The organism is Haladaptatus sp. DJG-WS-42 (assembly GCF_037198285.1).
GTDB lineage: Archaea > Halobacteriota > Halobacteria > Halobacteriales > Halococcaceae > QDMS2.
Genome location: NZ_CP147243.1, coordinates 2317729 through 2344398, shown reverse-complemented (window position 1 = coordinate 2344398; position 26670 = coordinate 2317729). Strand labels below are relative to the sequence as shown.

Below are 26670 nucleotides of genomic sequence, written 5' to 3'. Positions count from 1 at the left end.
ACGCGAAATTCGAACCGGTTAGTTCGAAGAGTCTTTGTCCTCTATGTCTACGCGAATTGAGTCTTGACTGTGTTCTTGGCTCTCTGGCGGTTCGTCGCCAAGGATTCGCGTTCTGATATCATCGGTAAACGACTGGACACGGTCTTTCAGCGTCTCAACTTCGTTTTCGAACTGTTCTACATTCCGTTCGACGTAGTGGACACGCTGGTACGGAATGCGTCGGATGGTGTCGTTTCCGTGGTCGTCTTCGCCGGTTTTGACGATCCAGTGGTCTTGGAAGTACGCGACGTGCTCGTTATCGACCGTCTGCTCGATAGTGCCGTCGGGGCTGTCATACACGATGGTCGCCTGACCGAGGTCATTTTCGACCATACAGGCACGCAGCCCCAGACGCAGAAAGATGTGTTGGCCGCTGTATCGACCGTAACAATCAGGACAGTCGAGCAGCTGCCAAGATAGATTTAGCGAGGTATTTTGCGACTGGTTTCCCTTTTGGGATGCGGTAGATCTGCCCGAGTTCGGTTGGTGTCTCCGGTGAGAACGACTCGTCACGAACCCGTCTCACACCCTCAGAGAGCATTTCTACCGACTCCGCAAGGAGGCGTGTTTTCACCTCACGAAGGTACCGCGCGTCGCTGATATCAACTTCGTTCAGATAGATGATTTCTCCACCATCGAGTTTCTCGGTAAGTCGTTGGAGCGTTACGCCCGCGGTCTGTTCTCCACGGAGATATTCCCAGAAACCCATGGGTTGCCCCCGGTATTTTCGTAGATCGCCGTGATGGAAGCTCAAGACGCCGTGTTTTGGAGCAGCTAGAATCGGCCCGGTGATGAATCCGAACCCACACAGAAGCGCGATGTCAGCTTTCGTCGCAACTTCTTCGGCGATTTCAGGTTGGATTTGATACTTCCAGCCATTGATGACCTCGGGCGTGCACGCGATTTGCTCGACTCCGTCGAGTTCAGGGATTTCATCGAGGGGGATTGACTCGGTCAATTGGTGGGACCCTCGTAGCTTGCGCATGAGCCCTAATCCGCCAGCGACGAGGGTCCACTCACGAAGCTGAATCGCGCGGTCGAATTTCTCTTTTCGCGTGCGAGCGCGTGGGTGGTGAACCACAATGAGACTGATGGTGACATCCTGTTCGTCGAGCAATTTCCGGATCGCTTCGAGTTGCCACCGGCTCATCGACGACTCTGCGAGCAGACAGAGACGAAGCGGTTCAGCCATTGATGCCCTCCATGAGTTCGACGCCGGTTGCGTGTTGGGCCCTGACGTGGTCGTTCAGCTCCGCCATGGTCAGCACCTGCAGTCCCTCCGTATCACGATAGGTCGCAAGCATGTCGAGGAACGGTTCGACGACGCCCCACTGGTGTTCGTTCGAGAGATCCCAGAGGTGACACCAGAAGTGGGCGTACCCATCATTCTCGACAACGGCTTTGAGGTCGGTTTCCATCCGGCGGAGGTGAAGCTGCTGTCTGAGGCTGCGTGGAATGGGCTTGAACACCGCATGAGTTTCTCGCTGACCGATTGGGAGCGAGCTTGCAGTGAGCGATTGGTAGCTCGTGCAGTACGTTTCGACGACCCCCTCGACAAGCTGTGGCTCGTTGAGCAGCGGGGGAGCGATCAGCAGCTCGAAAAAGCGGTTCACTTTGTTACCCGTATCAGTATGAATCGATTTCCGAACGATTTCAATTCCGTTTTCTCGTAGCACGGTCGCCGTCGGTTCGAAGTGCCGAGGGGGAACGAACGATACCGATTTCTTTCCGAAGTGAGTCTCGTGAATCTGTTGTGCGTGAGCGATGTCGTCGTTGACACAGTCGTCCCCCATGCGGTCGCAAAGGACATGCGAGAAGGTGTGCGTACAGAGCTCGTGACCGACGTTCGATGCCGCAATGGCTGCGATCATATCCGGCGCGTAAAAGTCCGGATTCGTTTCAAAGTTCGTACCGGGATCGTTCGCAAACCAGTCTGCTGGGTAGTGGCCCTCGTGTGTCCCATCACATTCATTGAGAGCAAGGTGACCAACGACATCGAACGAGATCGGAATGCCAACCTCGTCGCATTTGTGGAGGAGTTTTTTGAGATACTTTCGCTCCTCTACACACTGGTCGCTCAGCCGCTTTGGACCGCCAATATCGTGGAATCCCCAGCCTAGTTCCACTTCGATACTAATCGTGACCACGCCATTCATTGGTCCCCAATTGGATGCTGACGACTTTGTAAATATGAGACGAACCGAGGAAGGGGTGGCCTAACAGGGTGTTATAAGCCTGTTACTCAAATTTGCCGTCGGGGCTGTCATACACGATGGTCGCCTGACCGAGGTCATTTTCGATCATACAGGCTCACACCCCCAGACGCAGAAAGGTGCTTGGGCCAAGCACAAACGCAACCCGCGACAAAAATGGCCAGAAGAGTTAATTAATTCAATTCGAATTCGTTGCCGTACATCCGCAGCCCCTCAGTGCTCTTGTCCCAAATACCGTTTACGATGGTACTGCGTTTGATGGTCACGTCAGAGCTCATGCTGTTCAGTTTGAGGCCTTCTCGCCCGCTGAACGACCGCGCTTCGATGCGTTCGAGCCAGGCACCCTTGCTGTTGACCACGATTGGGACGTGGGTTGCCGCTTGCTTGCCACGGTAGACGAGCGTGTTCTCACCGTTGAGCACGAGGGCGCGCCGGAAGTGGTCGCCCGGTTGGTTGACGTTCACCACGCGGAACTCACAGTCGTTTCGGTTGCACCGAATCGCGTGGCGCCACGAGTCACCGTCTGCGGTGCCCGTGATGTCCACGTACTCACAGTGGACCTTGCCCGCGTCAGTGCCGTTGATTTGGATCGCGTTGCCGCCGCGCTGGATGTCGATGTTCGTATCGACAATTTCGGTTGGGCCGGCTTGCGATTGCACCACAATGCCGTGGCAGACTTCGTCGCCGATGGAGATGTCGAGACCGCGGAGGTAGGCGCTCTCACAGTCGTTCATCACCGTGAGCGCGTGGCCGTTTGGCTTCTCCAGTCGGATGGTCGTATCGACGACCGCCATGTTGGGGCCTTCATCGAGGCGAATACCACGCTGGTTCTGGTTCTGTGGGTTCTGCTTGTCGACGACGACTTCCGCGCCCGTGACGAGACAGTCGTGGCCGCCAAGTCGGATGCTCGCAGCCTCGCTGTTGGCGTAGCGCCCGCCGTTGACGATGACGCGGCCGTTCGTCACCGCATAGAGGCCGTTGTCCGGCCAGTCGTCGAGTTCGCAGTTTTTAAACTCGATTTGTCCGGTGTGGTACTGGCTACAAAGGATGCCCGTGGGGCCACGCCAGAGGTCACCCGGCGTGTCCTCGTCCCACGCGCCGCCGTCGTTGGCGCGGAAGCGCTTGACCATCCCTTTGCCCTCAGGCGACGTGATAGAGAACAGCGCAGGCCCGAACGTGCCGGTGTCGTGGCGGCCAACGATGGTGATGTCGTCAACGAACAGCCCGTCATCGACCATCGCATCGATTGCGCGGATGCCGGTGCGTTCTGCGGTGAGGTCAACCGTAAACCCTTGGACGCGCAGGTCAACGCCGGGATTGTAGTAGATACCAAGCCGGAACAGGCGGTACTGTGGTCCGTCGAAGTCGTCGTAGTTCGCCGGGACGAGCGTGGCGTCGTCGCCGACCAGCCCGAAGTTTCGGAAGCCCGTAAAGCGGAACTGTGAGTCCATGTAGTAGCGCCCTGGTGGGAATTTGATGAGCGTATCATCGCCAGCGTACTCGCGGAGGATCGGCGTGATGGATTCGTTACCTGTGTTGTCTGCCCCGGCGTCTGCGACGATGTCAATGACCCGGCTGTACCCGTCTTCTACGCCGGTCGTGGTCGTCGCTGATGCGTTCTGCGAGGAGAGTACTGTTGCGCCCGCTGCCGTTGCCCCGACCGCACCCATGAATTTACGTCGCCCGATAAGGGAAGGAGTGTCGTTCTGTTCTGCCGTCTGAGAGATCGTGTCGCGTTTTTCCATTGTGGTTTTCGTAGCGATTCTCGGGCACGTCGAATGCCGTATGAGTGAGTTGGGACTATACCCGTAGCTATCGCCAAGCCGTTTATTCTTATTTTCGTGATAGTAATTCCCGTCTGAATTACTTTCTAATATTAACATTCTATCAAGGATATAAAATTGTTATGCTTTCAGTAATATCCTGACATGGACTGAGTTATGCCCGAATACTGGAAGATAATAAGATGTGCTTAACGGGCCGTTTCAAACCGTTGCATTTGTGTTTTTCTGGGCTTTCAGGCCCTTAAACCCTAGATTTCAAAAGACGCAATTCACGCAATTATATAGATTCATCACGATTTCTAATACGTATCAACAATTGTAGTGATTCGTCGTCCCATCACGTTTAGAGAGTGCTTAACTCCCGAATTATGGAGTTTTCATATCACGAGGTTGAATGTACTCCCACAATATGTGTCACGATGTAACTGCTGCAAGATAATGTCAACATTGCAACTACACCCGGTAATTATTGCCAATATAATTTGTCGGCAAGTCGTTGCGCGCGCCCAGGCTATGACCGATTAATTATTAACGATGGGTTCTTGCAAGTGGGTTCCCCATGTTGTGCTCAATCGAGTGGCGAATGCGTGTTCAGCGAGGGGAGCTGATGAAGGGTGATAAAATGTTTTGAATTCCGACTAATCTCATTTGATAAATCCATATAACTTATTATGTTCCAACAGTAACCTTGTTGATAGTTGGTGGGTGAAACATGAACGATACAAACGACTCTCGGACGCCTCGCGTCTTGGTCGTGGAAGACGAGGAAGATATTGCAGAGCTCTATGCAAAGTGGATTGGGGCAGTATACGATGTCGAAGTTGCGTACACAGGTCGAGAAGCACTCGACAAACTCGACGACTCCTTCGATGTTATTCTGCTTGACAGGAACCTCCCACAGTTAGGCGGCGATGAGGTGCTCGCCTGGATTCGAAAGCACGGATTCGACTGTACCGTCGTCATCATCTCCGCGATTGAGCCGGACTTCGATATCTACGAGATGGGATTCGACGACTACCTTGTCAAACCCGTTGGGAAAGACGATCTTGAAACCATCATCAGTCGAATGCTGTCTCGTTCGGAGTACGACGACCACCTCAAGCAACTGTTCTCCGTCAGTTCAAAACTCGCGTTGCTTGAAACGCACAAATCAAGTGCAGAGCTTGCAGAAAGCGAGGAGTACCAGGCACTCAAAGAAGAGTGGGAGAAACTAGACAAACAAGCCGGTGCCGCACTCTATCAGCTTTCGAACCAGGATGTCATTGCAATCCTTCGAGAATGACCACCTCTACGCCCACTGAAAACAACTCACAAGACGTTGGCGAAGTTCCACACCACGAGTCAAGCCTGCCCAGCGCAAACATCCTCGTTGTTGGTGAGCCAGCCCAAAGTTGGGATTACTTTTACACCCACACAGAAAACGCGACCAATGGCCTCGGCATCGCCATCGCCGGCTGTGATAAGGCATTTTACACCGAGAAGCTCACCGACGCATCGTTTGACCTGCCATTCAGGAAAATCGGGTTCTCCACCGAAACGCAGAACAATACTGACTCAGCGGCGCACACGGCGATTCCAGAGCTCGGAACGCAACTGTTCGAAGCACTCGACGCGACACCACGATGTGATATCCTCTATATTACGAACATCACGCCCTTGCTCGAACACGAATCCGTTCAATCGATTTACCGTCTCCTCTATCTGGTCTCAAAGCGTGTCACCGCAATCCAGAACACCGCACTGTATGCGATTTCTGCCGACGTTGACCAGAAAACGAGACGGATTCTCCAACAACCAATGGATTACTGCGTGACGTTCGACGCAACTGACTCGCCGTCAATCCAGCCGCTCGGGTCGGCCCCTGGAAACATGAACGATAGCCGATAATATCGGTGCAGAGAGTTCTGCGAAAGCGTTCGAAACCACGCGTCCTCCTTGACGAATGGAACCCAAAAGGGACACAACAGACCGATACCGTTGGCCAACGGCTCAGAAACTTCCTCGATGAGAAGCTGAACCTCGACGAACGCCCCATTTGGGAGCAAGATATTATCATGCGTCGTCGTAGGAGGCTCGACATCGAGCGTCAGTAAAAGGTAGTCGTCCCACGAATTCGAACCACACGAGCGGTTAGCACCGCTCTCCCGTACGAACCAGTTGCTTCTGATACGAATTACGCGCTGGGATTTCCAGCGCGAAAATACAATAGTCCCACCCGGATTCGAACCGGAGTCAACGGCTCCAAAGGCCGCTATGATTGGCCACTACACCATGGGACTTCGCTCACTTCGTTCGCTCGTCCCATGTACCTCGCAATCTCTCCGAGATTGCTCACCACCATGGGACTATTGTCACGCACTCGTGCGAACTCTCACGCACTCTCACGCGACTTACTTCGACGTATCTTTGCAGGATACTTGAACGCTTCGAGAATCCGCAAGCCCGTGAAGGTGTGTCACTCTCGGTCTTGCATCAAGACGGTGACCGGCCCGTTCTCGAAGTTGAGGAGGATAGACTGGGCCACGTCGCCAAACAGCGCCTTTCCAGAGGGCGAACGGCGCGTTCCGACGAGGAAAATGTGGTCTACGTCGTGTTCTGCTGCCATCGCGAGAATGCGCTTTGTGAGCTGGCCAACGACGCCAACGGTTTCGTAGGGGACGTCGAGGGGTTTCAGCTCTTCGAGGCCGATTTTCCGTGCGAGACGGAGCGCTTCGTCCTCTGCTTCTTCGAGGGTGTAGGTGGTCTCGAAATCAGAGCCACGGCGACGGGCCTCGTGGCGCTCGTCGTACTCCTCTTCGGGGAGGATAGAGAGAAGGATGAGCCGACCGTCGCTCCCTTTGGCGAGCGCACCGGCTTCGCGGACGAGTTCTCGTGTGCTGTCGATGGGCTCGACGACAACCAATCCAGTGTCCATGGCAGGGGCTACTCACGGAAGTGTGATAAAAGATGCCGACGGAACCGGGTTACTTCGCTGGACTCGACTGGGAAGACGACTGGGAGAATTCGAGTTCGGAGACGAGCAGCGAGCACACGTCGTCTTCGGCTGAGAAGCAGTCTGGACACTGTGAGTCCCGGTCGATAATCGTATCGAGGCGGTCTGCCACCGTCTCGTCGATGACGCTTTCGAGTGCTTTTGCCTCGGCGTTGAACTCCTCTACGCCGAGCACTTCGATGAGGAAGCGCTCGATGATGCAGTAGGTCTGCAGCGAGTCGCGTGCGCGCATGATGCCCTCGTCGGTGAGCTGAGCGCCCTTGTACTTCTCGTGGTCGAGTAGGTCGCGGGATTCGAGTTTCCCGACCATCTCGTTGACGCTCGCGGGACTCACTTCGAGCATATCTGCGAGTTTGCCCGTGGCGGCCGGGCCGTCTTCCATCTGCTGGACGAGGTAGATTGCTTTCAGGTATTGGTCGGCGGTGTTCATTCGCGCGTCTCCATGAGCTTCGTCACTGCTTCTACGCCCTCTGCTTCCTCTTCGCGGATGGCGGTCAGGGTTTCGATGAGGCGATTCCGGTCGATGGTAAAGGCGGTGTCACTCGCTTCGATGGCGTCGATAAGGTCGTCGTAGAACTTGTAGGCCGTCTCCTCGTTACACAGTTGGTCGTAGAGCAGGCCATCAAAGTCCTCTGGTTTGGTGCGCCCGTATCGCTCGCTCACGAGCATTTCGATTTCCTCGTAGCCGATGACTTCGGCATCGAGTTCGTCGATGAGTGCAGAGAGTCGTTCGCGGTGCTCGGATGACTCCTCTGCTGCGTGTTCGAGGAGGTGGACGATTTCGTCGTCTAACTCGTCTTTGCCGAGCGATTCGTAGTGGTGGTGGGCTCTCGCTTCGACCACTTCTTCTAAGACGACCCCAATCTGGAGCAATCTGGCGAGTTGGTGGTCCGACGAGACGCGCTGGCCAAGGCTCATGGCGCGCACCCCGCATGACGACCAGATACCGTCGCCGTCGTGACCATTCGCATAAGGGTAGTTCAGAGCGAGGGGAACTTAAGCAGTTCCCTACTCCCTGATTAGGTAGAAAGGCGCTCTGTGATGAGCGATTCTAAGTCCGTGCGGAACTCGTCGACTTCGATTTCGTCCAAGACGGGGACGAAGAAGCCTTCGACGAGCATGTTTTTCGCGACCTGCTCTGGAATCGACCGGGAGGTCATGTAGAGGAGGTCTTCTTTGTCAACCTGCCCGACAGAGGCCGAGTGGCTGGCCTCGGTGTCGTGGTTGTTGATGATGAGCTTCGGGCTCGCGTCTGCCTCGCTCTGGTCTGAGAGCATCAGCGTGCTCTCACGCTGGTAGGAACTCGTGTCCCACGCCTCACGACCAACGTCTTGAACGCCCTCGTACACGGAGCGTGCGGCGTCGTCAAGGACGCCACGGGTGACGAGGTCTGCGGTCGTGTGCTCTGCGTTGTGCCAGACACGCGACGCGATGTCGATGTGCTGGTCGTCGTGACCGAAGAACGCACCGACGATTTTCGTCTCCGAGGTGTCTCCGTCGAGTTGCGTCTCGACCGACGACTTCGTCATGCGAGAGCCGATGTTGCCCTCGATGAAGGTGACGGTCGAGTAGGTGTCAGTCTGGCCGCGCTTTAACTGGTAGTTGTACGTCTCCTCATCGAGATTCTGGAGGGAACCGTACTGCACGTGGCTGTTCTCGCCTGCAGCAATCTCGACGATGCCGCTGTAGTAACGCTCGCCTTCGACCTTCTCACCAGTTGACTGGCGTTCGAGGATGGTCACCGAGGAGTTCTCCTCCGTGATGACGAGCGTGTAGTTGAACAGCGACCGCGAGTTCATCGTGGTGCGAATCTTGACGTCCTCTGCGTCGACGCCCTTCGGGACGTAGACGACGGTGCCTGTGGTGAACAGGGCCGTAGAGAGAGCGGTCAGGTAGTTCTCCTGCGTTGGGATGACGGAGCCAAAGTGCGCTTTGACGAGGTCTTCGTGCTCCGAAAGCGCCTCTGCAAAGGAGAGGACTTCGACGTTGTCAGGGCCAACTTGGTCTTTGTCTTCGGCCGCGTTGAGCGGGTCAACGAACGACTCGAAGTCTAAGTCTGCGAGGTTGGTCCAGTTGCGCCCTGGCGTGCGGATGACGTGTGGCATGGCTGCGTCAGAGAGCGCCGCGAGGGCGTCGAGACGCGTTTCGAGCATCCATTCGGGCTCGTCTAACTGCTCGCTGATCTGGCGAACCTGTTCTTCGCTGAGGTTGGCGTGTACTTGCGCACTCATGTTATCCGAGGCTGCCCTCCATTTCGAGTTCGATGAGCCGGTTTAGCTCAACGGCGTACTCGATTGGCAGTTCTTCCGTGATGGGTTCGATGAACCCGGCGACAATCATCTGCTTTGCTTCGTCGTCATCGAGCCCGCGGCTCTGGAGGTAGAAGATGTCCTCGTCGCCGATTTTCCCGACGGTTGCCTCGTGGGCAACGTCGACTTGGGACTCTTGGATCTCCATGTACGGCATCGTGTCCGAGGTGGACTCGTTGTCGAACATCAGCGCGTCACACTCGACGCTGGTCGAGGAGCCAGTTGCCCCCCGGGAGATGTGGACGAGGCCACGGTAGTTCGTGCGGCCGCCGTCCTTGCTGATGGACTTGGACTCGATGGTGGACTTCGTGTTCGGCGCGTTGTGGTAGACCTTCGCGCCGGTATCGATGTTCTGGCCCTTGCCAGCGAATGCAATCGTGATGTGGTTGTCACGCGCACCGGGTCCCTTGAGGATGGTCGCGGGGTAGAGCATCGTTGCTTTCGAACCCATTGACCCGGAGACCCATTCCATCGTCCCGTTCTTCTCGACGATGGCGCGCTTCGTGTTGAGGTTGAACGTGTTCTTCGACCAGTTCTGGACGGTCGAGTACTGCACGTGTGCGCCCTCTTTGACGAACACTTCGACGCCACCGGAGTGGAGGTTGTGGACACCGTATTTCGGTGCCGAACAGCCTTCGATGTAGTGCACTTCGGAGTTCTTCTCCGCGATGATGAGCGTGTGTTCGAACTGGCCCATCCCCTCCGAGTTCATGCGGAAGTACGCTTGGACCGGCATCTCGACCGTCACGTCCTCTGGGACGTAGACGAACGAGCCACCGGACCAGACCGCACCGTGGAGTGCCGCGAACTTGTTGTCGCTTGGCGGCACGCACTTAGTCATGAAGTACTCTTTGACGATCTCCGGGTGTTCACGGACCGCTTGGTCCATGTTGCAGAAGATGACGCCCTTTTCCTCCCACTGTTCTTGCATGTTCTGGTAGACAATCTCGGATTCGTACTGCGCACCGACGCCCGAAAGCGCCTTGCGTTCAGCTTCTGGAATCCCGAGCTTGTCGAACGTGTCTCGAATCTCCTCTGGCAGTTCGTCCCAGTTGTCGACACCGCCGCGTGTCTCCACGTCCGGGCGGATGTACGGGACAATCTCGTTGATGTCGAGCTCCGTCAGGTCGGGCTGGCCCGGCCAGTCGGTCGGCATCGGCATCTTCTGGAACTGCTTCAGCGCGCGCAGACGACGCTCGAACATCCATTCGGGCTCGTCTTTGTCTTCGCTGATGAGACGAATTGTCTCTTCATTGAGGCCTTTTTCCGTTTTAAACGCCGACTTCTGCTCCTTTTTGAACTCGAAGCGGGCCTCGGTGTCGGTTTTCTTGAGGTGGTCTTCTTGTGAACTCATAGTCTTGTGTGGGTGTTTGTCTTGCAGTCCCTTTACGCTGTCTCGTAGACTTCTTCGCGGATCCAGTCGTACCCTTTGTCCTCGAGTTCCTCAGCGAGCGACGCGTCGCCGCTCTTTACGACCTTCCCGTCCATCATGATGTGGACGTGGTCTGGTTCGACGTAGTCGAGGATGCGCTGGTAGTGGGTAATCTGGAGGATGCCCGTACCGACCTCGTCACGGAGCGCGTTGATGCCCTTCGAGACGTCCTGCAGGCGGTCGATGTCCAGCCCGGAGTCGATTTCGTCGAGCACGGCGATGGAGGGTTCGAGGATGGCTGCCTGGAGCACTTCGTTCTGCTTTTTCTCGCCACCGGAGAACCCGGCGTTCAGGTAGCGCATGGCGAACTTCTCGTCCATGTCGAGGAGTTCCATCTTTGCTTTGAGTATCTGCTGGAACTCAGCGACGCCGATTTCGCCGTCGTCCGCTGGGCCTTCCATCGGGGAGGTGGAGTAGCCCGCTTCCTCTTCTTCTTCCTCGTCGTCATCCTCGCCGAAGAGGAGGTCCTCGCGCCCTTCGAGTTTCGCGTTGAGCGCGGTGCGGAGGAAGTTGACCATCGTGACGCCCTCGATTTCGGCTGGGTACTGGAAGCCGAGGAAAATGCCGAGTGCGGCACGTTCTGGTGGTTCGAGTTCGAGGAGGTTCCAGGTGCGCTTTGCCGCTGGAATTGCCTCGTCTAACTCTTTGAACTCGTCTGCTTCGAGGTGGAGCAGAATCTCACCGTCGGTGACCGTGTAGGCCGGATGACCGGCGATAACCTTCGCCGTCGTCGATTTCCCGGAGCCGTTTGGTCCCATCAGGGCGTGAATCTCACCGGACTTCACTTCGAGATTTACGCCGCGGAGAATCTGCTCGCCGCCCTCTTCTGCTACTTCTGCGTGTAGGTTTTTGATTTCTAGCCTAGCCATTCTGGAGACACCTAAGTCGTCCTGAGATGGGTACGTCGCGCCCATAATCCTTTCGCAATCTTGCGCAAAGGTTTTCGATTTGAGAAAACAGAAGTTTCCATTTTGACAAAGAAACTATCTCGATACGCAAACTGATATTATTGGAAACAGAATGATACGCCGGTCAATACAGTCTCCGTGTATCGGTTTTTGCTAGAGAAGCTCACACATAGGGTGGAGCGCAGCCGAAAACCGGACGTCTGCACCCGAATTTGGCAGTAAAATTCCGATAAAAAGTCACAGTACAGACAGCTACATGAAGCTGCCAAGTCCGGTTTGCTCCTGTCCGGATTTGACCTCTTCCCACGAAACGTCGAGCGCTTCTAAGATACGCTCGATCGGCCCCTGAAGCGTCTTTTCTAACATTTTGTCCCAATCGACTTGGAACTCCGGTGGCACCTGGTCTGCGTACTCAAAGCAGATGACGTCCGGGTCGCGTTTGAACTCGCCGTACAGCAGTTCGTCCGCGCTCATTCCTGCGGGGTCGAGTCCTCGTTCATCTTCAACATGGCGGAAGAACGACGGGTGAACCTTTGCGAGGTAGAGGCGCTTTGGCTTACTGCCGCGCTGGAAGTTCGTACCCAACAAGAGGTTCGCGTACTTCGCCCCGCGCACCTGCGCGGTGTCGGTGTCGTAGTTGTCCAACTGCTTTCCGATGCCGCCCGGAATCGCCACGTCGTCGAAATCAACGTTCCCCTCTTTGAAATCCGCGATGATGTCGTGGACGTAGGTTTTGACCTTCTCTAAATCTTCACCGTGGACGATCATCTCGATAACGCGAAGCTGGACCTCCTTCGTAATCGGCGCGATGTCAGAGCGTTTGTACTCAAATCCGGTGATGTCAATGTCGTCTACGTCTTTGCCTTCCTTCCAGATGATGTGGCCCGCGTACCGCTTTTTCTTGCCCGCTTGGAAAAATCGGCGATAGAGCTTCTCGAACTCGATTTGGAAGCGGTGGTCCGCTGCGTTCAGTTTCTCGCGCGCGAAGGCGTCGTACGCCTCGTTGATGTGGCTCTCAATCTCGAACGACTGCTTGATGGCCGTTTCTTTGTCCACGTCCGGTCCAAGCGAGAGCATGATGGAGTCCGTGTCGCCGTAGATAACGTCGTACCCCATGTCGTTCGCAGACTGTTCGGTGAAGTTGATGACCTCACGGCCCGTCGCCGTCACGGCGGCGCCCATCTCCTTGTCGTAGAGGCGGAATCGCTCCCAGCCGAGCACCCCGTACAGCGAGTTCATGATGACTTTCACCGCCGCCTGCTGGCGGTCGAAGCGGTCGTATTCCGTAGAGTCGGGGTCGTTCTGATTGCGAAGTTCCTTCTTCTGTTCGCGTTCGGTGAGCAGTTCGTCAACCATCTCCCGGATGATGCCGTCCGGCTGTTTTCTGAAGTGCGTGCCGTTCGGCGCGACGAACGTCTCGCCGTCGTAATCGGGGCCGACTTTCGAGTCGGGTGAGGCGTTGATGGTAACCATGCACATCGGGTACAGCGACTTCAAGTCGAGCACCGTCACGTTCTCGCGGACGCCCGAAATTGGGTCGAACACCGCACCACCCTCGTAGTCCTCGCTCTCTGCGCGTCCCTTCGAAGGGAGCGCGAAGCTCCCGTGTACCTTGTGGAGGACGTACAGGTCAACCGCGTCGCCCGGCGTCGGGGCGTCTTCGAGTTTACACCCGACGAACGATGCCACCTCCCGCCAGAAGGGGATGATGCCCTGCTTGCGGTCGAGTTCGACACAGAGTTCCACGTCGCGAAGGTTGTACTCTAAGAGCTTTGACGGGTTCTGCTCCCAAAGGTCACCGATACTGCCCGCATAGCGCTCCTTCCCAATTCCCAATTCGACTTCGCCGACTGCATCCAGCCGGTAGGAGTCGAGTTCAGTGAACTGCGTGCGTTTGTAGCCGTACAGCAGGTCGAACACGACGCGCCCTTTGATGTTTGGCCCTTGCCAGTCAGAGCGCCAGACTTCGTCTACGCGCGAGAGGCGGTTGTAGTTCAGGTCGTAGTCAGAACCACGTTCGAGTTCTTCGAGACGGTCTAAGAGGTACGGTGCGTCGAAATCCGCGAAGTTCCACCCGGTCAGGACGTCCGGGTCGGTTTCGACGAGATAGTCGAGAAACGCCGCGAGCATCTCGTCTTCGGCCTCAAATCGGCGAATTTCGAAGGTGATGTCGCCCTCGATTGGGACATAGTCGGGAAGTTCGTCGGGGCCGGTCTCGGCGCCGGGCGCCTCGTAGAGCCACATGATGTACTCGTCGTCGAACGAGTCGTGGCTGGTGAGGCAGATAATCGGCTCCTCGCCGTCTTCCGGGAAGCCGTTTCGGTCTTCGACTTCGATGTCGAAGGTGTTGATGCGAAGGTCTGCATCCACCTCGACCGCTTCGATTTCGGTATGGGGAATGTGGATGGCTCCATCGTCGCCGCGGCGGTCTGGCACGCGAATCCCGCTCGTGATGTCCTTGTCGATGAGTAACCGATTCGGGAACAAAATGTCCGCCTCGAAGTGGTCGAAGCGGTCGCGCATCTGGCCCACGTCACGCGGCGTGCGGCCGAAAATCTTCGTCAGTTTCTCGCCGCGGATGCTCTCGTAGCCTTCCTCCCACCCAGTGATGGTGTCGAGGTCAAGTTTCTCGTCGGAGAGCGAGGCAGTCGGTGCGTAGAAGTAGGGCTGGAACCCGGAGACGATGACGTGTTCTAACTCGTTTTCTGCGGTGCGCCCGAACACGTGGAGGACAGGCGATTCTTGGTCGCCACTGCCGACGAGGGTGTAATCCACCTGTGAGACGGTGAGGGCGACGGTTCCCGTCGCATCGGGGTACTTCTTCGCCGCCGAATCGACGACGGCTGCGTTCCTCCCGTCGTCGCCTGCGACTGCTCGTGCCTCTGCGGCGAGCCGGTCTTCGTCCTGCTCGGCGGCGGCAAACTGGTTGAGCCCCGTCTGCGTCATTGTCTCATCAAAGTCGTTCGGCTGATAAAAACACCAGCGGTCTGTCGCCCGCACTTGCTCCATCCACAAAACATATAATATGATAACACATACCATGCTTCGAGGTGAAATGGCCTAATGTCAAACCACGCAAGTCCGCGTCGGCAGCCAGATAGCGCTGACAGACCAGAGCCAACCGTCCCAGACGGAGTCGAGACCACAGAGGTCTATACGACAGAGGATGGGATTGTACTCTATGACGCTGAGAATCCACTTGCGTGGGTACAGGCCACGCACGCAGTTTTACTCCGCGACGTGGCATAAGAGGGAATTTGGGGTACCGGGGCGAGAACACACGTCGGAGAATACTTTTTTGCGGAACGCGTAGTGAACCTGTGTTTGACCTAGAGGAAGAGCAATCCGACGCCTGGCCGGATGAGCCAACGGAGTTTAACCCCGAGACAGACATCGGCCCGAAAATCCCCTCGGTCAGTACGCCAAACTCGGATGTCTCGGACATCCCCGACGACGTGTTTCGCACCTTCTGGTCGCTCGTGCTCACGTTCAACGTCGCGCTGTTCGCCCTCAGTCTCGGGGCGATGTTGATGTACTTCCGCGGACAGTTCCAGACCGGCGGCATCGTCTTTGGTCTTGGCGCGGTTTCGCTCGTCTACGGTCTCGTGAAGTACCGCAATTTCCAGAACGGATAACCCTCTAGGCTGCGTTTTTCACGATATGCAGACGGTCACCGACGACACGGGACGACGCCTCTTGCTCATCGCTGAATCGAGCGACGCGAGCCGTGTCCGTGACCCCGAAACCGGCGAGGAGTTCTACGTCGAAAACGACCGTCTTTCGCACGTCTCTGGCGAATCCACATTTGAGACGCTCGCACGCACCGTCCCGGAGCCCGTGCGAAAACTCCTCTCTGCGACCCGCAACGACTGGGCGCTTGGCCTCCTCATTCACCTCGAAGACTCAGGTCCGATCGCCGCGCGCGAACTCATGGAAACAGACGACAAGTGTGAGAGCACGCTCTATGGGACGATGAGCGAGTTTCGCGCGGCAGGCCTCGTCGAAGAAACGGACGTGTTTGGCGAGCGTGGCTACAAAACAACCGCCCGCACAACCGAGGCGCTACAGCAACTCCGCGGGTAGTTCGCGGGTTTCACGCTCCGCGTGCGACCGGTTGCTCGTGGAGTCTTTTTCGACCACCACGAGGTCGTCTGCGGCACCGACCAGTTCCTCGTCGTGAGACACCACGACGATTTGTTCGACGCCGAGCGTGCGCATCGAGTCGATGAGTTCGATGAGTTGGGTGACGTGCCCGTCGTCTAAGAACACAGTTGGCTCATCGAGGATGAGCGGCGGCATCGGCGCAGCCCCGTCAATACCCTCAGAGAGCAGCCGATAGATAGCACAACGCAGGCTGAGGTTGAAGATGGCGCGTTCGCCACCCGACAACTGCTCTGGGGCGAGTGGCTCGCCGTCTTTCTGATACACCGTGAGTTCGTAGTCGCCGTCGAGTTCGATGCGCGAATACGAGTCGTTCTGATAGACGAGGTCAAACACCTCGTTCAGCATGCGTTCGAGCGTTTCGACGTTACGCTGCCGGAGTTCGCCACGCAGGTCGCCGTACATGTTCTGGAGGTCTTCTGCCTCATCGTACAGCGACTCCAGATGCGAGACAGCATCCGCAACGCGATCGCGGCGCTCGCGGAGGTTTTCGAGTTCTTCGATGGCGTTTTCGAGCGCGCCAACCGTCCCGGTGAGTTGGTCGCGTTCGGCTGCGAGTTCTGCGAGTTTCGGCTCTGCCTTTTCGAGGTAGGTGCGCGCACGTTTCGTCTCGTTTCGCGCGTTCTCGATGGTCTGCTCGTCAAACTCGTCTTCTAACTCGCGCTTTCGTGCCGTGATGTCAGCAAGGCGCTCTCTGCGCTCTTCGTTTATCTCACTCAGGTGTTCGCGGCGTTCGCGTTGTTGGGTTATTTTCGTCTCGTTATCCGCGATGTCCGATAACAGCGTTTGCATCTCTTCTAACCGAGCCTTTCGCTCGCGGAGTGCCGTTCGCTGTTGGTTGAGGTCTGCAACCTGTTTGCGGGCTTCGGTCGCCTTCGCCTCCGCCTCTTTTGCTGCCTCGCGTTTTTCGGTCGCACGAATCTCCAGTTCGTCTGCCTGCTCACGCAGTTGCTCAACGGTTTCTCGCCGCTCTTCGAGCGTCTCTTCGCGTTCCGTGACGAGTTGTTCGAGGCTCGATTTCTGACTCTTCACGTCCGCGACGGTGCGCTCTGCTTCGCGGAGCGCCGCTACAGTTTCGATGCGTTCTTCGAGCGCGTCTTTCTCTGCTTCGAGTGCTTCGAGTTCGGATTCGCGCGCTTCGAGCGTCTTCTTGTCCTCCGTGAGCGAATCGACGTGTGGCGAGTCTTCGACAGGCTGGCCACACTCTGGACACTTCCCCTCTGCTAAGAGTGCTTCAGCGTCTTCGATGTTCGACCGGAGGGTGGTGATTTTTGCTCTGAGGTCTGTTTCTTTTTCCGTGAGTTCGGTCCGTTCGTCGGTCAGTTGGTCGCGGAAGTCGGCGGCGTCTCCAAAGTCGATTGGAGCGTCATCGAACCGCGCCCGTTCGGTTGCAAGCTGGGCTTTGAGCGTGGAGACCTTCTCTCGGCGCTCTGTGAGCGTCTGTTCGTCGGTCTCGATTGCCGCCGCCGTTTCCTCTGCCTTGGTGCGCTTTTGTTCCGCCTCAGCTTCGAGTTCTGCCGCACGTTCTTCGTGTGCCTCTGCATTCCCGGTATGCGTTTGTACCTCAACGCGTTGTTCGCTGAACTGTTCGTGGAGGTCGTCGTCCTCTTGCTCGACGGCATCGAGAGCGGCTTCGACCGCCTCCTCAGTTCCCGCCGAAAGCTCACTCGCTGCGACCTGTTCGTCGAGGTCGTCTCTGAGTTCCTCGGTCGCCTCCTTGAGATTGCGAATGCGTTCTTTCAGCGCGTCGCGTTCGCTCTCGTCCGACCGAATGCTCTCGCGGACGTTTTCGATTTCTTCAGCGAGTTCGGCGAGTTCTTCGCGCTTTTGTTCGTGCGCTTTGAGGATGGCTTCGGCATCGTCTCGCGTCTTCGTCGCCTTCTCGACGTTGCCTTCGATGCGCTCGATTTCGGTGTCTAACTCAGCAAGTTTCGTCTCGGCATCGTTGAGTTGGGCGTGGAAGTTCTTCGCCTCTTTTTCTGCAATCTGGTCGTCGAGTTGCGTGAGACTGCCGTGGCGGTCGTCGAGGACGCTTTTAACGCCGAGGCGGGCGTCGCTCGCGCGTTCGCGGTACTCCTCTAACTTACCGAGTTGGAGGAGGTCGTCTATCATCGACTGGCGCTCGCGCGCGGAGGCGTTGATGAGTTTGTTCACCTCGCCTTGGCGGACGTAGGCGCAGTTTACGAACGCATCCGCGTCCATCCGGAGCAGTTTGCGGATGTGGCTCTCCACGTCGTTCACGCCGTCTATCGTGCCGTCGGGCGTGTCGAGGACGCAGGCGGTGGTCTGGGCGCGCTCGCCGCGCAGTTTGATGCGACGCTCGATTCGGTACTCGACGCCCGCGTGTGCGAACCAGAGTTCCACCGCGGCTTCCTCCGCGCCGATGGTGATGAACTCGTCTAAGCTGCGGTCGAACCCACCGGGCCCGTACAGCGCGAAGAAACAGGCTTCGAGCAGCGAGGATTTCCCGCTCCCGTTGACGCCGTGGATGACCGTCACGCCGTGTTCGAGGCCGAGGTCGGCGTCGTCGTAGCACTTGAAATTCTCTAAGCGAATCTGCTCGAACTTCATAGGTACTCCTCCATGGAGCGCTGGGACGCAGCGCCGGACGACTCACTTGTTGCAGGTGTATCGTCAGGTGGTTCGTCTGTGGGCGCTGTGTCCGGCTCTTTGTCTGCGTCGGCTTCAGACGAACCGTCTTCGTCTCCGCCGGAATCAGCCGTCGAGTCGGCCGCTGTGTCGGCCGTCTCTGCGGTGCCGTCTGCGTCTTCGTTCTCGTCGTCAGCTGATTCTGTTGTCGCTGTGTCGAGTGCTGCTGCGTCGGTTTCGGCTTCGGTCGCGTCGGCTGGCTCGGCTGATTGGTCGCTCGCTCCGTTTGATTCCTCACGAGGCGCGGGCGAGAACGCCGTGAAGTCGTCGTCCTCAAGCAGTTCGCGGACGCGGGTTTCGACCTCGTCTCGCACGTTTGCGTTGGCGAGTTTGCTCGCGCGAACCACCTCGTCGAGTTCAATAGCAGCGCCGCTCAGGCCGAGTTCGCGGACACGCTCGCGGACAGCTTCGTCCGGGTCTGCAAACGAAACGTTCGAGACGGTTTCTGGAGCGTCGTACTCGCGTTTGTCGGTGACACGGGCGACGAGCGCGCCGTGGTCGGTTGCGAACTCCTCGACCGTGGCTTGGGAGAGCGATTCGCCGTCGCCGGTGATGGTGATGAGCGCAACGGCGTCTTCGAGGTCGTACTCGCGGATGCGGTCGCGCACCTGGTCGATTCCTTCGCCCTCACCGAGTTCGATGTCGATGAAGTGGAACTGTCGGGTCGGCAGTCCCCGACGGGTGATGTCCACGCCGTTTTCGAAGGTGACGATGTTGTAGCCACGGTCGTCGCGCTCGGTCGCGCTCGCGCGCTCGGTGGAGCCACAGTAGGTGACCCACGTCTCACCGATCTGCGTTTTACCGGGCTTGTGGTTGTCTCCGAGCAACATCGCGTCGAAGTCAATAGAGGCGGTTTCGAGGAGGACTTCGGTGTCCCAATCGCCGAAGTCGAACGGTGTGAACAGGCCGTGGGTGACGAGCGCGGCGTGGTCGGCGTCGTGTGCGTCGAACTCGTATTCTAGCTGGTCGCGCCGGGACGGTGGCACGAAGTCGAGGCCGTAGAAGGCGGTGTTTCCGAGGATGTACGGGTCGCTCCCGAGGCGCGTGGCGAGACCGAGATTCTCATAGAGGTCGAGCCACTGGCCGTTGCGTTTCCCCTCGTGGTTGCCAACGACGGCGAGAAATGGGATGTCGGCGTCGGCGAGCGTTCGCAGGACAGAGAGCGTCCCGAGCAGGTCTTGGAGGTCTGGTCTTCGGTCGTGAAAGAGGTCGCCAGCGTGGATAACGGCGTCAACGTCCGCCGCCACCGCGTCGTCTACGACCTGTCGAAAGGCAGCGAGGAAATCCTCTCGGCGCTCTGCAGCGTGGTACTGCTGATAGCCGATGTGGGTGTCCCCCGTGTGAATCACCCGAGTCATGTCGAAGCTATTTCGCGTCTCGACGTAAAGGGGTTCCGCGACCAGAGCGGAAGTGATTGGCCGCACGCCGAAATGCCCGGTACGCCTCTGCCGCCTCGCGTCCCGATTGAACGAGCGAGTCCGGTTCTTCGCGCTCGCACGCTGTAAGCGCCTGCTCGAACCGGTCGAAGCCAACGTCTGTGAGAAAATCCGCCGCCAGTTCGATGTCGTCTATCGCCGCGATACCGCGGGTAACGATGTGAGTTGCATCGGCGCAGTCCGTCGCCGCACGGCAGTCGGGTTCAGTGGCTGAGACAGCAAACGCGAGTCGTCTGAGCGCACGTTTCACGGTGGCAGTCGATGGGTCTGGGTCGGGCACAGCCCGCGCTGGTTCGGCTTCCTATGTGAACCTATTCGAGATCGAGCGAGTAGAGGCGTTTTCGCGCGTCGGTAAACGAGAAGCGAGAGGAGACTGCGCCCGCCTCTTCGAGGCGGTTGAGCGCATAGCGCACCGTCCGCGGTGGCAACAGCGTCTCTTCGACGAGTTCGCTCTGGGTGAGCGTGTCGTTGTAATCCAGAATTTTCGCCACGAGTTTCGCACTAGGTGGGAGTTCTCGTACGAGTTCCCACCGGTCTTCCTGCTCGTCCGCCACGACTGGCTCTTGTGTACTCATTATCAGAGGTGTGCAGATACTCGGTATTAATAATTCCGGATAGTGATTATTACCTTAGGGCATATTCCCAGCGTTTCTGAAGAGTCAATCCAGCCGTCATATCTGTCATTCGCTGGCGGGGTTTACCCGAAGCCTCTTATGAACTAGCGACCTAAGCCGCAGTAATGACTGATACTGTTGACGACGTGGACCTTCCCTACGATGAGGACGCGTCACAGCAGGAGAAAATTGAGGCTTTGCGCCAGCGCTTGCAGGTGGTCGAATCACAAAACGAGGAGATGCGCGACAAACTCCTCGACGCCAACGCAGAGAACAACAAGTACCAACAGAAACTTGAGCGGTTGACCCACGAGAACAAGAAATTAAAGCAGTCTCCGCTGTTTATTGCGACGATTCAGGAAATCACCGAGAAAGGTGTCGTCATCAAACAGCACGGCAACAATCAGGAGGCGCTCACCGAGGTCACAGACGAGATGCTCGAACAGATCGAACCGGGCACGCGCGTCGCCGTCAACAACTCTCTTTCCATCGTCAAAACGCTTGACGACGAGACGGACGTCCGCGCCCGCGTGATGCAGGTCGAACACAAACCGGACGTGACCTACGAGGACATCGGTGGCCTCGATGAGCAGCTCAACGAAGTTCGCGAAACCGTCGAGATGCCGCTCGAAAGCCCTGAGATGTTCGAGCAGGTCGGGATTCAGCCACCGTCCGGCGTGCTCCTCTACGGCCCACCGGGCACCGGGAAAACCCTGCTCGCGAAAGCCGTCGCGAACCAGACAAACGCCACCTTCATCAAGATGGCTGGCTCCGAACTCGTCCACAAGTTCATCGGTGAGGGCGCAAAGCTGGTGCGCGACCTGTTCCAAGTCGCCCGCGACCACGAACCTGCAGTCATCTTCATCGACGAAATCGACGCCATCGCGAGCAAGCGGACGGACTCGAAAACCTCGGGCGACGCCGAAGTCCAGCGGACCATGATGCAGCTGCTCTCTGAGATGGACGGCTTCGAAGAGCGCGGTGAAATTCGTATCATCGCGGCGACCAACCGCTTTGACATGCTCGACCGAGCCATTCTCCGCCCCGGGCGCTTCGACCGCCTCATCGAAGTGCCAAAGCCCGGGCCCGAAGGCCGCGAGAAGATTTTCGAGATTCACACGCGCAACATGAACGTCGACGACGACGTGGACTTCTCGAACCTCGCCGAAGTGACGACCCACGCCTCCGGTGCTGACATCCGCGCGATTTGTACGGAAGCCGGGATGTTCGCCATCCGCGACGGACGCACAAACGTTGCGATGAAAGACTTCCAAGATGCGTGGGCGAAGATTCAGGCCGAAGAAGAAGACGACGACGTCTCGAAGACGTTCGCCTGAACGAAGGTTCGATTTTTTAGTTTAAAAAGGCAGCAACGCAGTGAGCGTCGTCTCTCCACAGCCCAGCCGTTAGAGAATGAGCGTGATGAGCGCGAGCACGACGAAGATAATCACGAACCATTTTGCGACGTCCATTGTGACCCCTGCGACACCGCGAGCGCCGACGAGCGCCGCGATGATAGCGATGATGAAGAACACAATCGCCCATTGGAGGAACTGTCCGGAGAACGATTGGATTGGGATGAGTTGTGCGATAGCTGTGGTTGACTCTAGGAATGCCATAGATATGCGAACAACCGGTGAGAGGTTCGTTATGCAGTGGGCCAGCAGAGTCATGTAAAAATAAGAGTACGTTACTTTGATGGGTTCGAAAGCTGTCCGTGTTCGGGCAAGTATTAGATATGTTCGGAGCAGTTATGCTGGTGGCACAGTCCAGATTCGGTATTCACCGCTTGCGATGACTCACGAACTGTTTGGTGCCGCGTTCGCGCTCCTTGCAAGCGGTGTCGCTGGCATTATCGCCCACGAGCTATCCCACGCGCTCGCGCTCTCCACGCTTGGTGTGTCCTACCGCATCGACTGGGCTCCAGCGCGCGACGACGGACTCCTCTCGATGGTTTTCTTTGGCAAACTCGCATCGGTGACGCCACAGGCGTTTCCTGCTACCCGTGCGCCGCTCCGCCTGAAAATTGCGTCGATGATGCCACTCACGTTGTTACTCCCACTCGCGGGCATCCCACTCGGCGTGTTGCCAGACCCGTTTGCGACCGGGAATCTCACCTTGCAGGTCGCGCTCATCGGGTGGATGGCGTGTGCGATTCCGAGCCCACAGGATTTCTCTGTGCTGTGGTACGCTCGGTGTGTGGTCAGAAGGCAGAAAAACGAGACCGCGTAGTTACTGTTAGAGTGCGAGGAACGCGAGATACGGGATGGCAAACAGCAACAACGTCATCGCTGCGAGGATGACGCCGTAGCCGAGAAACGCGCCAATCGCGGCCGTAAACGAGTCGTGGTCGAACTGCGCGGGAAGGTTCATACGCAAACCGTTGCTCGGTCGTCTCTTGAGTCTTTTGACGTTACGTGCGAAGGATGTCTTCGATGCGGCGAGCCGGGCCGCTGAGCGAGGGCTTTTTCTCGATGATTTTGAGTACTTCGTGGTCGGTGATGTCGGGATACGATTTTCCGATGGCTTCTTCAACGAACTCACGCTCTAAGCGGAACTCAGACCCCTCGTAGACAACATCAACACCCTGCTTATCAAAGGAAAGAACCGTCATAGGGAAGGGTACTACCTTGCACAGTAAAAACCAACCGACCTCGTCAGCCATCCGTCAGACATTCGCGGAGGATTAATACGAACAGAGAGAGGAGTTCATTCCGTGCCACTGCGTTCGGACCCTCTCGACAAACTAGCCATCCCAAACGGGACGACGGTTGAAGAACACGACCTCGTGACCGACGGCGACGTCATCGTCGGTGCGCGCAGCACGGTCGAGTTCGGGGTTCGCGGACGCAACGTCATCGCCGGTGAGGGCGTCACCTTCGGCGGCGACATCGAAGCGGAAGGCGACTGCCGTATCGACATGTGGTCTGACATCGCCGGGAACGTCCTCGTCGGCCAAGACGCCTACCTCGGCGAGCGCGTCCACATCGAAGGCCAGCTCATCGTTTCTGGTGACCTCGACATCGGCGACGACGTGAACATCGAAAACGGCTTCGAGGCGAACGGCTGGATTGTGATTCGTAATCCGGTTCCGACCATCGTGTTCCTGTTCATCTATCTCTCACAGCTCCTGCGCCTCGGTGAAGAGGAAGCTGCAGAGGAGGTGCTCACCGAACTCGCAGACGGCGGCGAACCGGAGGACGAGCCGGTCCTCATCCCGCGAAATGCCCACGTGAGCGACGATGCGTGGCGGGTTTCGACGCCCGCGACCATCGGCAACGAGTGTCGTCTTCATGGGAACATCCGCGCAGAGTCCATCGAGGTTGGCGACGACAACAACATCTTCGGCAGTCTCCGCGCCCGCGGCGACATCGCAATCGGTGAGGGAACGCAGATTCACGGCGACGTGACCACGCGCAGGGGAACCGTCTCGGTGACGGAAGGGACGCGCATCCTTGGCGACGTGGCCTGCGAAGACCTCTTGCTCCACGAAGGTGCGGTCATAGACGGGTCGATTCGGGCGCGCGGCGAGATTACGCAGGTTCGCGGCGAGCAGGCAGCCGACACCGAATAGACCGAAAGGCAATTTTGGGTAACCACGGTATGTGAGCACATGCTCTCTATCGCGCTTGCCGGGAAGCCAAACGCTGGCAAGTCAACTTTCTACAAAGCGGCCACCCTCGCCGAGGTGGACGTGGGTAACTATCCGTTTACGACCATCGACCCAAATCGCGGGGTGAGCTACGTGCGAACCGACTGTCCGTGTCTCACCCGCGAGGAGCGCTGTAACAACGAACACTGCCACGACGGCAAGCGCTACGTTGCCATCGAACTGCTCGACGTGGCCGGGCTCGTCCCGGGCGCACACGAGGGGCGCGGCCTCGGCAATCAGTTCTTAGACGCGCTCACCAACGCCGACGTCATCCTGAACGTTGTGGACGCCTCCGGTGGGACGAACGCCGAGGGCGAACCCGTCGAAATCGGCGACCATGACCCGGTCGAAGATGTCACGTTCATTCAAGAGGAGATGGACCTTTGGCTCGCGGGCATCCTGAACAAGAATTGGGAGTCGGTCACGCGCCAGTCGCGCTCGCCCGGCTTCGACATCGACGAGGCACTCACCGAACTGCTCACGGGCGTCGGTGCGACCGAACACGACGTGACCACGATTCTCCGGAACCTCGACTATCCGGATAACCCACAGGAGTGGACCGACGCAGACCGCGAGCGCCTCGCCCGCGATATCCGTGCGCAGACGAAACCAATCGTCATCGTCGCAAACAAGGCAGACATTGCGCCCCCAGAGAACGTCGAACGCCTCCGCGAAGCCGCAGAGTTGGTCATTCCCGCCACGGCGGACGGCGAACTCGCACTCAGACAGGGTGCGAAAGCCGGACTCATCGCCTACGACCCCGGCGACGAGGACTTCGAAATTCTTGGTGACCTCTCTGCGCCACAGGAGAAAGGCTTAGAAAAAATCCGCGACGTGATGGCGGAGTTCGGTGGCACGGGCGTCCAACAGGCGCTGAACACCGCCGTCTACGACCTGCTCGACCACTTCACCGCCTACCCCGTCCAGAACGAGGGTAAGTGGACAGATGGCCAAGAGAACGTCCTCCCCGACGCCTTCCTCCTGCCCCGGGGTTCGACGCCCCACGACCTCGCCTACGCGGTGCACTCAGACATCGGTGACGCCTACCTCCACGCTGTCGATGCAAAGTCGAATCGACGCATCGCAGAGAGCCACGAACTCGACGAAGGCGACGTCATCAAAATCGTCTCGTCGGCCAAATGAGCCACACCGCATGGCTCCCGATGGCCGAGGTGAAGCCGAGCCAACTCTACCTGTCGAGCGAAAAGCTCAGCGCCGTCATGGGCTGGTTCGACTTCGACGAGCCGACGTTTGGGCCGCTGCCGGTATTCGAGTACGAAGGCGACACCTACCTCGCTGACGGGCACACCCGCGCGTTCGTCGCGCACCTCGCCGGGTGTATGAAACTCCCCGTCACCTACGACCCGGAGATTCGCACGAGTGACGACTTTCCAGTGTACGTAGAATGTATCAACTGGTGTGCGGAGGAAGGCGTTGAGACGGTTCCCGACCTCTCCGGTCGTGTGCTCTCGCCAGAGGCCTACGACGTGGAGTGGATAGACCGGTGTCACCGATTGGCGACGCAACTCGACTGATTACTCGCCGACCCGTCTGAGAATTTCGTCAGTTAACACGACTTCCGTTCCCGCAAGGCCCACCGAGCAGAACACCGTCAGGTCTCCCTCGCGTTTTCGCCCGGCGTGGTCGCCGCCGACTATCGCCGAGAGTTCGACCATCTCGGCGCGACGCTCGCCCTCCACGAAGAAGGGTTGTTTGTAATCTGCGTAGCCCTTGACTTGGGCCAGCGAATCGGTGGCGACCGTGTGGGCGCGTTTGACCGTCTCCATCGGGAGTTCGTGTGCGCCGACGAACTTCGGGCCGAGCGTCGTCACGTGGGTTCCCGGCGAGAGCCACTTGTGCTCGAACACCGGATTGCGACTCGTCGTCGCGCAGATGACGATGTCCGCCTCTTCGACGGCGGCTTTCGCGCTCTCGACGGCGACGACGTGCCCATCGAGTTCGTCGTTGAGCTCCATCGCCGCATCAGCGCGGTTGTCGCGCGTTCGTGAGAACACTCGTATCTCATCGAGATTCCGGACGCTCGCGGCGGCACGCGCTTGCATTCGCGCCTGCTTGCCAGACCCAATAAGTGCGAGCGTCGTCGCGTCCTCGCGGGCGAGGTGTTCGACGGCGACGCCGCCGATGCCCCCGGTTCGAAGCAACCCAATTTGGTCGCCGAGGGCGAGGCCTTTGAACGCTCCCGTCTGACTGTCGAAGACGGCGACGAGTTGGGTGTGTTCTGGCGAGTTGTCGCGGAAGGTTTCGTACACGCGGAAGCCGAGCGCTTGCACCTCGCCAGTCGCAGCCCCGGCGGTGAACACGAGCGACCCGTCTTCGACATCGACGCTGAATCGCGGCGGGGAGACGAGATTGCCAAAGGCGTGTTCGCGGATGGCGAGTTCCATCGTCGCCACGACGTCTGCGGTGTCGATGGCAGCGAGCACGTCGTCGTCTCCGAGAACGGGGAAATCCTGCATGATA

Annotated in this window: 28 protein-coding genes, 1 tRNA gene and 1 pseudogene; 10 read left to right on the top strand and 20 right to left on the bottom strand. The window is 58.0% G+C overall.

The genetic code is table 11. From position 1 onward, the window contains the following. Window positions 1–18: 18 nt before the first annotated feature. The 4 genes from V5N47_RS12640 to V5N47_RS12625 all read right to left on the bottom strand — a co-directional run bounded on the left by V5N47_RS12640 (window position 19) and on the right by V5N47_RS12625 (window position 3922). Complete coding sequence (locus tag V5N47_RS12640; protein ID WP_338727984.1) at window positions 19–372, bottom strand: hypothetical protein; 354 nt, start codon at window positions 370–372, stop codon at window positions 19–21. Between the two features lie 58 nt (window positions 373–430). Beyond that, on the bottom strand, window positions 431–1231 hold the full coding sequence (locus tag V5N47_RS12635) for a formyltransferase family protein (RefSeq protein WP_338727983.1): 801 nt from the start codon (window positions 1229–1231) through the stop codon (window positions 431–433). Continuing rightward, window positions 1224–2195: a polysaccharide deacetylase family protein gene (locus tag V5N47_RS12630; RefSeq protein ID WP_338727981.1), complete on the bottom strand. Its 972-nt coding sequence runs from the start codon at window positions 2193–2195 to the stop codon at window positions 1224–1226. Before V5N47_RS12630 ends, V5N47_RS12635 begins: the two co-directional genes overlap by 8 nt. Before the next feature lie 230 nt (window positions 2196–2425). Continuing rightward, window positions 2426–3922, bottom strand: coding sequence for a hypothetical protein (locus V5N47_RS12625; RefSeq protein WP_338727980.1), 1497 nt, complete (start codon window positions 3920–3922; stop codon window positions 2426–2428). Window positions 3923–4748: 826 nt separating this feature from the next. On the opposite strand from V5N47_RS12625, the gene V5N47_RS12620 reads away from it, so the two are divergent. Both V5N47_RS12620 and V5N47_RS12615 read left to right on the top strand, forming a co-directional pair. Further along, a complete protein-coding gene (locus tag V5N47_RS12620; protein WP_338727978.1) occupies window positions 4749–5318 on the top strand; it encodes a response regulator in 570 nt (189 codons plus the stop codon). Further along, window positions 5315–5923: a hypothetical protein gene (locus V5N47_RS12615; protein WP_338727977.1), complete on the top strand. Its 609-nt coding sequence runs from the start codon at window positions 5315–5317 to the stop codon at window positions 5921–5923. The genes V5N47_RS12620 and V5N47_RS12615 overlap by 4 nt, the downstream gene beginning before the upstream one ends. A gap of 319 nt (window positions 5924–6242) precedes the next feature. Here the strand turns inward: V5N47_RS12615 and V5N47_RS12610 are convergent. The 8 genes from V5N47_RS12610 to V5N47_RS12575 all read right to left on the bottom strand — a co-directional run bounded on the left by V5N47_RS12610 (window position 6243) and on the right by V5N47_RS12575 (window position 14623). Next, window positions 6243–6315: transfer RNA gene (locus V5N47_RS12610), tRNA-Gln, on the bottom strand. 176 nt (window positions 6316–6491) lie between these two features. After that, complete coding sequence (locus V5N47_RS12605; protein ID WP_338727976.1) at window positions 6492–6950, bottom strand: universal stress protein; 459 nt, start codon at window positions 6948–6950, stop codon at window positions 6492–6494. A 49-nt stretch (window positions 6951–6999) separates the two neighbouring features. Then, on the bottom strand, window positions 7000–7458 hold the full coding sequence (locus V5N47_RS12600) for a metal-dependent transcriptional regulator (RefSeq protein WP_338727974.1): 459 nt from the start codon (window positions 7456–7458) through the stop codon (window positions 7000–7002). Next, window positions 7455–7946 (bottom strand): ferritin-like domain-containing protein, encoded by a 492-nt coding sequence (locus V5N47_RS12595; protein WP_338727973.1) that lies wholly within the window; start codon window positions 7944–7946, stop codon window positions 7455–7457. The genes V5N47_RS12600 and V5N47_RS12595 overlap by 4 nt, the downstream gene beginning before the upstream one ends. A 101-nt stretch (window positions 7947–8047) precedes the next feature. Next, window positions 8048–9259, bottom strand: a complete 1212-nt coding sequence (gene sufD / locus V5N47_RS12590) for a Fe-S cluster assembly protein SufD (protein WP_338727972.1) — start codon at window positions 9257–9259, stop codon at window positions 8048–8050. A gap of 1 nt (window position 9260) precedes the next feature. Next, entirely contained in the window at window positions 9261–10691 is a 1431-nt protein-coding gene (sufB, locus tag V5N47_RS12585) for a Fe-S cluster assembly protein SufB (protein WP_332898498.1), read from the bottom strand. 32 nt (window positions 10692–10723) lie between these two features. Next, entirely contained in the window at window positions 10724–11638 is a 915-nt protein-coding gene (locus V5N47_RS12580) for an ABC transporter ATP-binding protein (protein ID WP_338727971.1), read from the bottom strand. Between the two features lie 291 nt (window positions 11639–11929). Beyond that, window positions 11930–14623 carry a DNA-directed DNA polymerase gene (locus V5N47_RS12575; protein ID WP_338727970.1) on the bottom strand — a complete coding sequence of 898 codons (2694 nt, stop codon included), beginning with the start codon at window positions 14621–14623 and terminating at the stop codon, window positions 11930–11932. Between the two features lie 117 nt (window positions 14624–14740). Here V5N47_RS12575 and V5N47_RS12570 point away from each other — a divergent pair, with 117 nt between their 5' ends. The 3 genes from V5N47_RS12570 to V5N47_RS12560 all read left to right on the top strand — a co-directional run bounded on the left by V5N47_RS12570 (window position 14741) and on the right by V5N47_RS12560 (window position 15760). After that, window positions 14741–14926: a hypothetical protein gene (locus V5N47_RS12570; protein ID WP_338727968.1), complete on the top strand. Its 186-nt coding sequence runs from the start codon at window positions 14741–14743 to the stop codon at window positions 14924–14926. A 71-nt stretch (window positions 14927–14997) separates the two neighbouring features. Next, window positions 14998–15312, top strand: a complete 315-nt coding sequence (locus tag V5N47_RS12565; protein ID WP_338727966.1) for a hypothetical protein — start codon at window positions 14998–15000, stop codon at window positions 15310–15312. A gap of 25 nt (window positions 15313–15337) precedes the next feature. Continuing rightward, entirely contained in the window at window positions 15338–15760 is a 423-nt protein-coding gene (locus V5N47_RS12560; protein ID WP_338727964.1) for a hypothetical protein, read from the top strand. Here V5N47_RS12560 and rad50 read toward each other — a convergent pair. The 4 genes from rad50 to V5N47_RS12540 are packed head-to-tail and all read right to left on the bottom strand — an operon-like array spanning window position 15740 to window position 20498. Further along, window positions 15740–18409, bottom strand: a complete 2670-nt coding sequence (gene rad50 / locus V5N47_RS12555; RefSeq protein ID WP_338727962.1) for a DNA double-strand break repair ATPase Rad50 — start codon at window positions 18407–18409, stop codon at window positions 15740–15742. The genes V5N47_RS12560 and rad50 overlap by 21 nt on opposite strands. Beyond that, window positions 18406–19845 carry a DNA double-strand break repair protein Mre11 gene (gene mre11, locus V5N47_RS12550; protein WP_338727961.1) on the bottom strand — a complete coding sequence of 480 codons (1440 nt, stop codon included), beginning with the start codon at window positions 19843–19845 and terminating at the stop codon, window positions 18406–18408. Before mre11 ends, rad50 begins: the two co-directional genes overlap by 4 nt. Window positions 19846–19852: 7 nt before the next feature. Next, window positions 19853–20203, bottom strand: coding sequence for a hypothetical protein (locus V5N47_RS12545; protein ID WP_338727960.1), 351 nt, complete (start codon window positions 20201–20203; stop codon window positions 19853–19855). A 31-nt stretch (window positions 20204–20234) separates the two neighbouring features. Further along, window positions 20235–20498, bottom strand: a complete 264-nt coding sequence (locus V5N47_RS12540; protein ID WP_338727958.1) for a helix-turn-helix domain-containing protein — start codon at window positions 20496–20498, stop codon at window positions 20235–20237. Window positions 20499–20662: 164 nt separating this feature from the next. On the opposite strand from V5N47_RS12540, the gene V5N47_RS12535 reads away from it, so the two are divergent. Then, a complete protein-coding gene (locus V5N47_RS12535; protein WP_338727957.1) occupies window positions 20663–21874 on the top strand; it encodes a proteasome-activating nucleotidase in 1212 nt (403 codons plus the stop codon). A gap of 69 nt (window positions 21875–21943) precedes the next feature. On the opposite strand, the gene V5N47_RS12530 is transcribed toward V5N47_RS12535, so the two are convergent. After that, window positions 21944–22156: a DUF1328 family protein gene (locus tag V5N47_RS12530; RefSeq protein WP_338727955.1), complete on the bottom strand. Its 213-nt coding sequence runs from the start codon at window positions 22154–22156 to the stop codon at window positions 21944–21946. Window positions 22157–22331: 175 nt separating this feature from the next. Here V5N47_RS12530 and V5N47_RS12525 point away from each other — a divergent pair, with 175 nt between their 5' ends. Then, complete coding sequence (locus V5N47_RS12525; RefSeq protein ID WP_338727953.1) at window positions 22332–22769, top strand: hypothetical protein; 438 nt, start codon at window positions 22332–22334, stop codon at window positions 22767–22769. A 6-nt stretch (window positions 22770–22775) separates the two neighbouring features. Here the strand turns inward: V5N47_RS12525 and V5N47_RS12520 are convergent, their stop codons facing one another. Together V5N47_RS12520 and V5N47_RS12515 are read right to left on the bottom strand one after the other, a co-directional pair. Next, window positions 22776–22910, bottom strand: coding sequence for a hypothetical protein (locus V5N47_RS12520; RefSeq protein ID WP_336361217.1), 135 nt, complete (start codon window positions 22908–22910; stop codon window positions 22776–22778). A 40-nt stretch (window positions 22911–22950) separates the two neighbouring features. Continuing rightward, window positions 22951–23151, bottom strand: a complete 201-nt coding sequence (locus tag V5N47_RS12515) for a DUF5800 family protein (RefSeq protein ID WP_338727950.1) — start codon at window positions 23149–23151, stop codon at window positions 22951–22953. Window positions 23152–23253: 102 nt separating this feature from the next. Here V5N47_RS12515 and V5N47_RS12510 point away from each other — a divergent pair. From V5N47_RS12510 to V5N47_RS12500, 3 genes and pseudogenes are all read left to right on the top strand, one after another. Next, a pseudogene (locus V5N47_RS12510) lies at window positions 23254–24084 on the top strand (polymer-forming cytoskeletal protein); the annotation flags it as partial. A gap of 66 nt (window positions 24085–24150) precedes the next feature. Then, window positions 24151–25332, top strand: a complete 1182-nt coding sequence (locus tag V5N47_RS12505; protein WP_338727949.1) for a redox-regulated ATPase YchF — start codon at window positions 24151–24153, stop codon at window positions 25330–25332. Beyond that, window positions 25329–25724, top strand: coding sequence for a hypothetical protein (locus V5N47_RS12500; protein ID WP_338727947.1), 396 nt, complete (start codon window positions 25329–25331; stop codon window positions 25722–25724). Before V5N47_RS12505 ends, V5N47_RS12500 begins: the two co-directional genes overlap by 4 nt. On the opposite strand, the gene V5N47_RS12495 is transcribed toward V5N47_RS12500, so the two are convergent. After that, window positions 25725–26666, bottom strand: coding sequence for an ornithine cyclodeaminase family protein (locus V5N47_RS12495; RefSeq protein ID WP_338727945.1), 942 nt, complete (start codon window positions 26664–26666; stop codon window positions 25725–25727). Window positions 26667–26670 lie beyond the last annotated feature (4 nt).

Excerpts from the sequence above, each read along its gene's own strand:
- V5N47_RS12615 (WP_338727977.1), top strand. The coding sequence starts at position 5,315 with ATGACCACCTCTACGCCCACTGAAAACAACTCACAAGACGTTGGCGAA.
- V5N47_RS12575 (WP_338727970.1), bottom strand. The coding sequence starts at position 14,623 with ATGACGCAGACGGGGCTCAACCAGTTTGCCGCCGCCGAGCAGGACGAA.
- V5N47_RS12500 (WP_338727947.1), top strand. The coding sequence starts at position 25,329 with ATGAGCCACACCGCATGGCTCCCGATGGCCGAGGTGAAGCCGAGCCAA.
- V5N47_RS12630 (WP_338727981.1), bottom strand. The coding sequence starts at position 2,195 with ATGAATGGCGTGGTCACGATTAGTATCGAAGTGGAACTAGGCTGGGGA.
- V5N47_RS12530 (WP_338727955.1), bottom strand. The coding sequence starts at position 22,156 with ATGGCATTCCTAGAGTCAACCACAGCTATCGCACAACTCATCCCAATC.
- V5N47_RS12570 (WP_338727968.1), top strand. The coding sequence starts at position 14,741 with ATGTCAAACCACGCAAGTCCGCGTCGGCAGCCAGATAGCGCTGACAGA.
- V5N47_RS12605 (WP_338727976.1), bottom strand. The coding sequence starts at position 6,950 with ATGGACACTGGATTGGTTGTCGTCGAGCCCATCGACAGCACACGAGAA.
- V5N47_RS12595 (WP_338727973.1), bottom strand. The coding sequence starts at position 7,946 with ATGAGCCTTGGCCAGCGCGTCTCGTCGGACCACCAACTCGCCAGATTG.
- V5N47_RS12495 (WP_338727945.1), bottom strand. The coding sequence starts at position 26,666 with ATGCAGGATTTCCCCGTTCTCGGAGACGACGACGTGCTCGCTGCCATC.
- V5N47_RS12640 (WP_338727984.1), bottom strand. The coding sequence starts at position 372 with ATGGTCGAAAATGACCTCGGTCAGGCGACCATCGTGTATGACAGCCCC.
- V5N47_RS12560 (WP_338727964.1), top strand. The coding sequence starts at position 15,338 with ATGCAGACGGTCACCGACGACACGGGACGACGCCTCTTGCTCATCGCT.
- V5N47_RS12580 (WP_338727971.1), bottom strand. The coding sequence starts at position 11,638 with ATGGCTAGGCTAGAAATCAAAAACCTACACGCAGAAGTAGCAGAAGAG.
- V5N47_RS12515 (WP_338727950.1), bottom strand. The coding sequence starts at position 23,151 with ATGACGGTTCTTTCCTTTGATAAGCAGGGTGTTGATGTTGTCTACGAG.
- V5N47_RS12600 (WP_338727974.1), bottom strand. The coding sequence starts at position 7,458 with ATGAACACCGCCGACCAATACCTGAAAGCAATCTACCTCGTCCAGCAG.
- V5N47_RS12540 (WP_338727958.1), bottom strand. The coding sequence starts at position 20,498 with ATGAGTACACAAGAGCCAGTCGTGGCGGACGAGCAGGAAGACCGGTGG.
- V5N47_RS12525 (WP_338727953.1), top strand. The coding sequence starts at position 22,332 with ATGACTCACGAACTGTTTGGTGCCGCGTTCGCGCTCCTTGCAAGCGGT.
- mre11 (WP_338727961.1), bottom strand. The coding sequence starts at position 19,845 with ATGACTCGGGTGATTCACACGGGGGACACCCACATCGGCTATCAGCAG.
- sufD (WP_338727972.1), bottom strand. The coding sequence starts at position 9,259 with ATGAGTGCGCAAGTACACGCCAACCTCAGCGAAGAACAGGTTCGCCAG.
- V5N47_RS12535 (WP_338727957.1), top strand. The coding sequence starts at position 20,663 with ATGACTGATACTGTTGACGACGTGGACCTTCCCTACGATGAGGACGCG.
- V5N47_RS12520 (WP_336361217.1), bottom strand. The coding sequence starts at position 22,910 with ATGAACCTTCCCGCGCAGTTCGACCACGACTCGTTTACGGCCGCGATT.
- sufB (WP_332898498.1), bottom strand. The coding sequence starts at position 10,691 with ATGAGTTCACAAGAAGACCACCTCAAGAAAACCGACACCGAGGCCCGC.
- rad50 (WP_338727962.1), bottom strand. The coding sequence starts at position 18,409 with ATGAAGTTCGAGCAGATTCGCTTAGAGAATTTCAAGTGCTACGACGAC.
- V5N47_RS12635 (WP_338727983.1), bottom strand. The coding sequence starts at position 1,231 with ATGGCTGAACCGCTTCGTCTCTGTCTGCTCGCAGAGTCGTCGATGAGC.
- V5N47_RS12620 (WP_338727978.1), top strand. The coding sequence starts at position 4,749 with ATGAACGATACAAACGACTCTCGGACGCCTCGCGTCTTGGTCGTGGAA.
- V5N47_RS12625 (WP_338727980.1), bottom strand. The coding sequence starts at position 3,922 with ATGGGTGCGGTCGGGGCAACGGCAGCGGGCGCAACAGTACTCTCCTCG.
- V5N47_RS12505 (WP_338727949.1), top strand. The coding sequence starts at position 24,151 with ATGCTCTCTATCGCGCTTGCCGGGAAGCCAAACGCTGGCAAGTCAACT.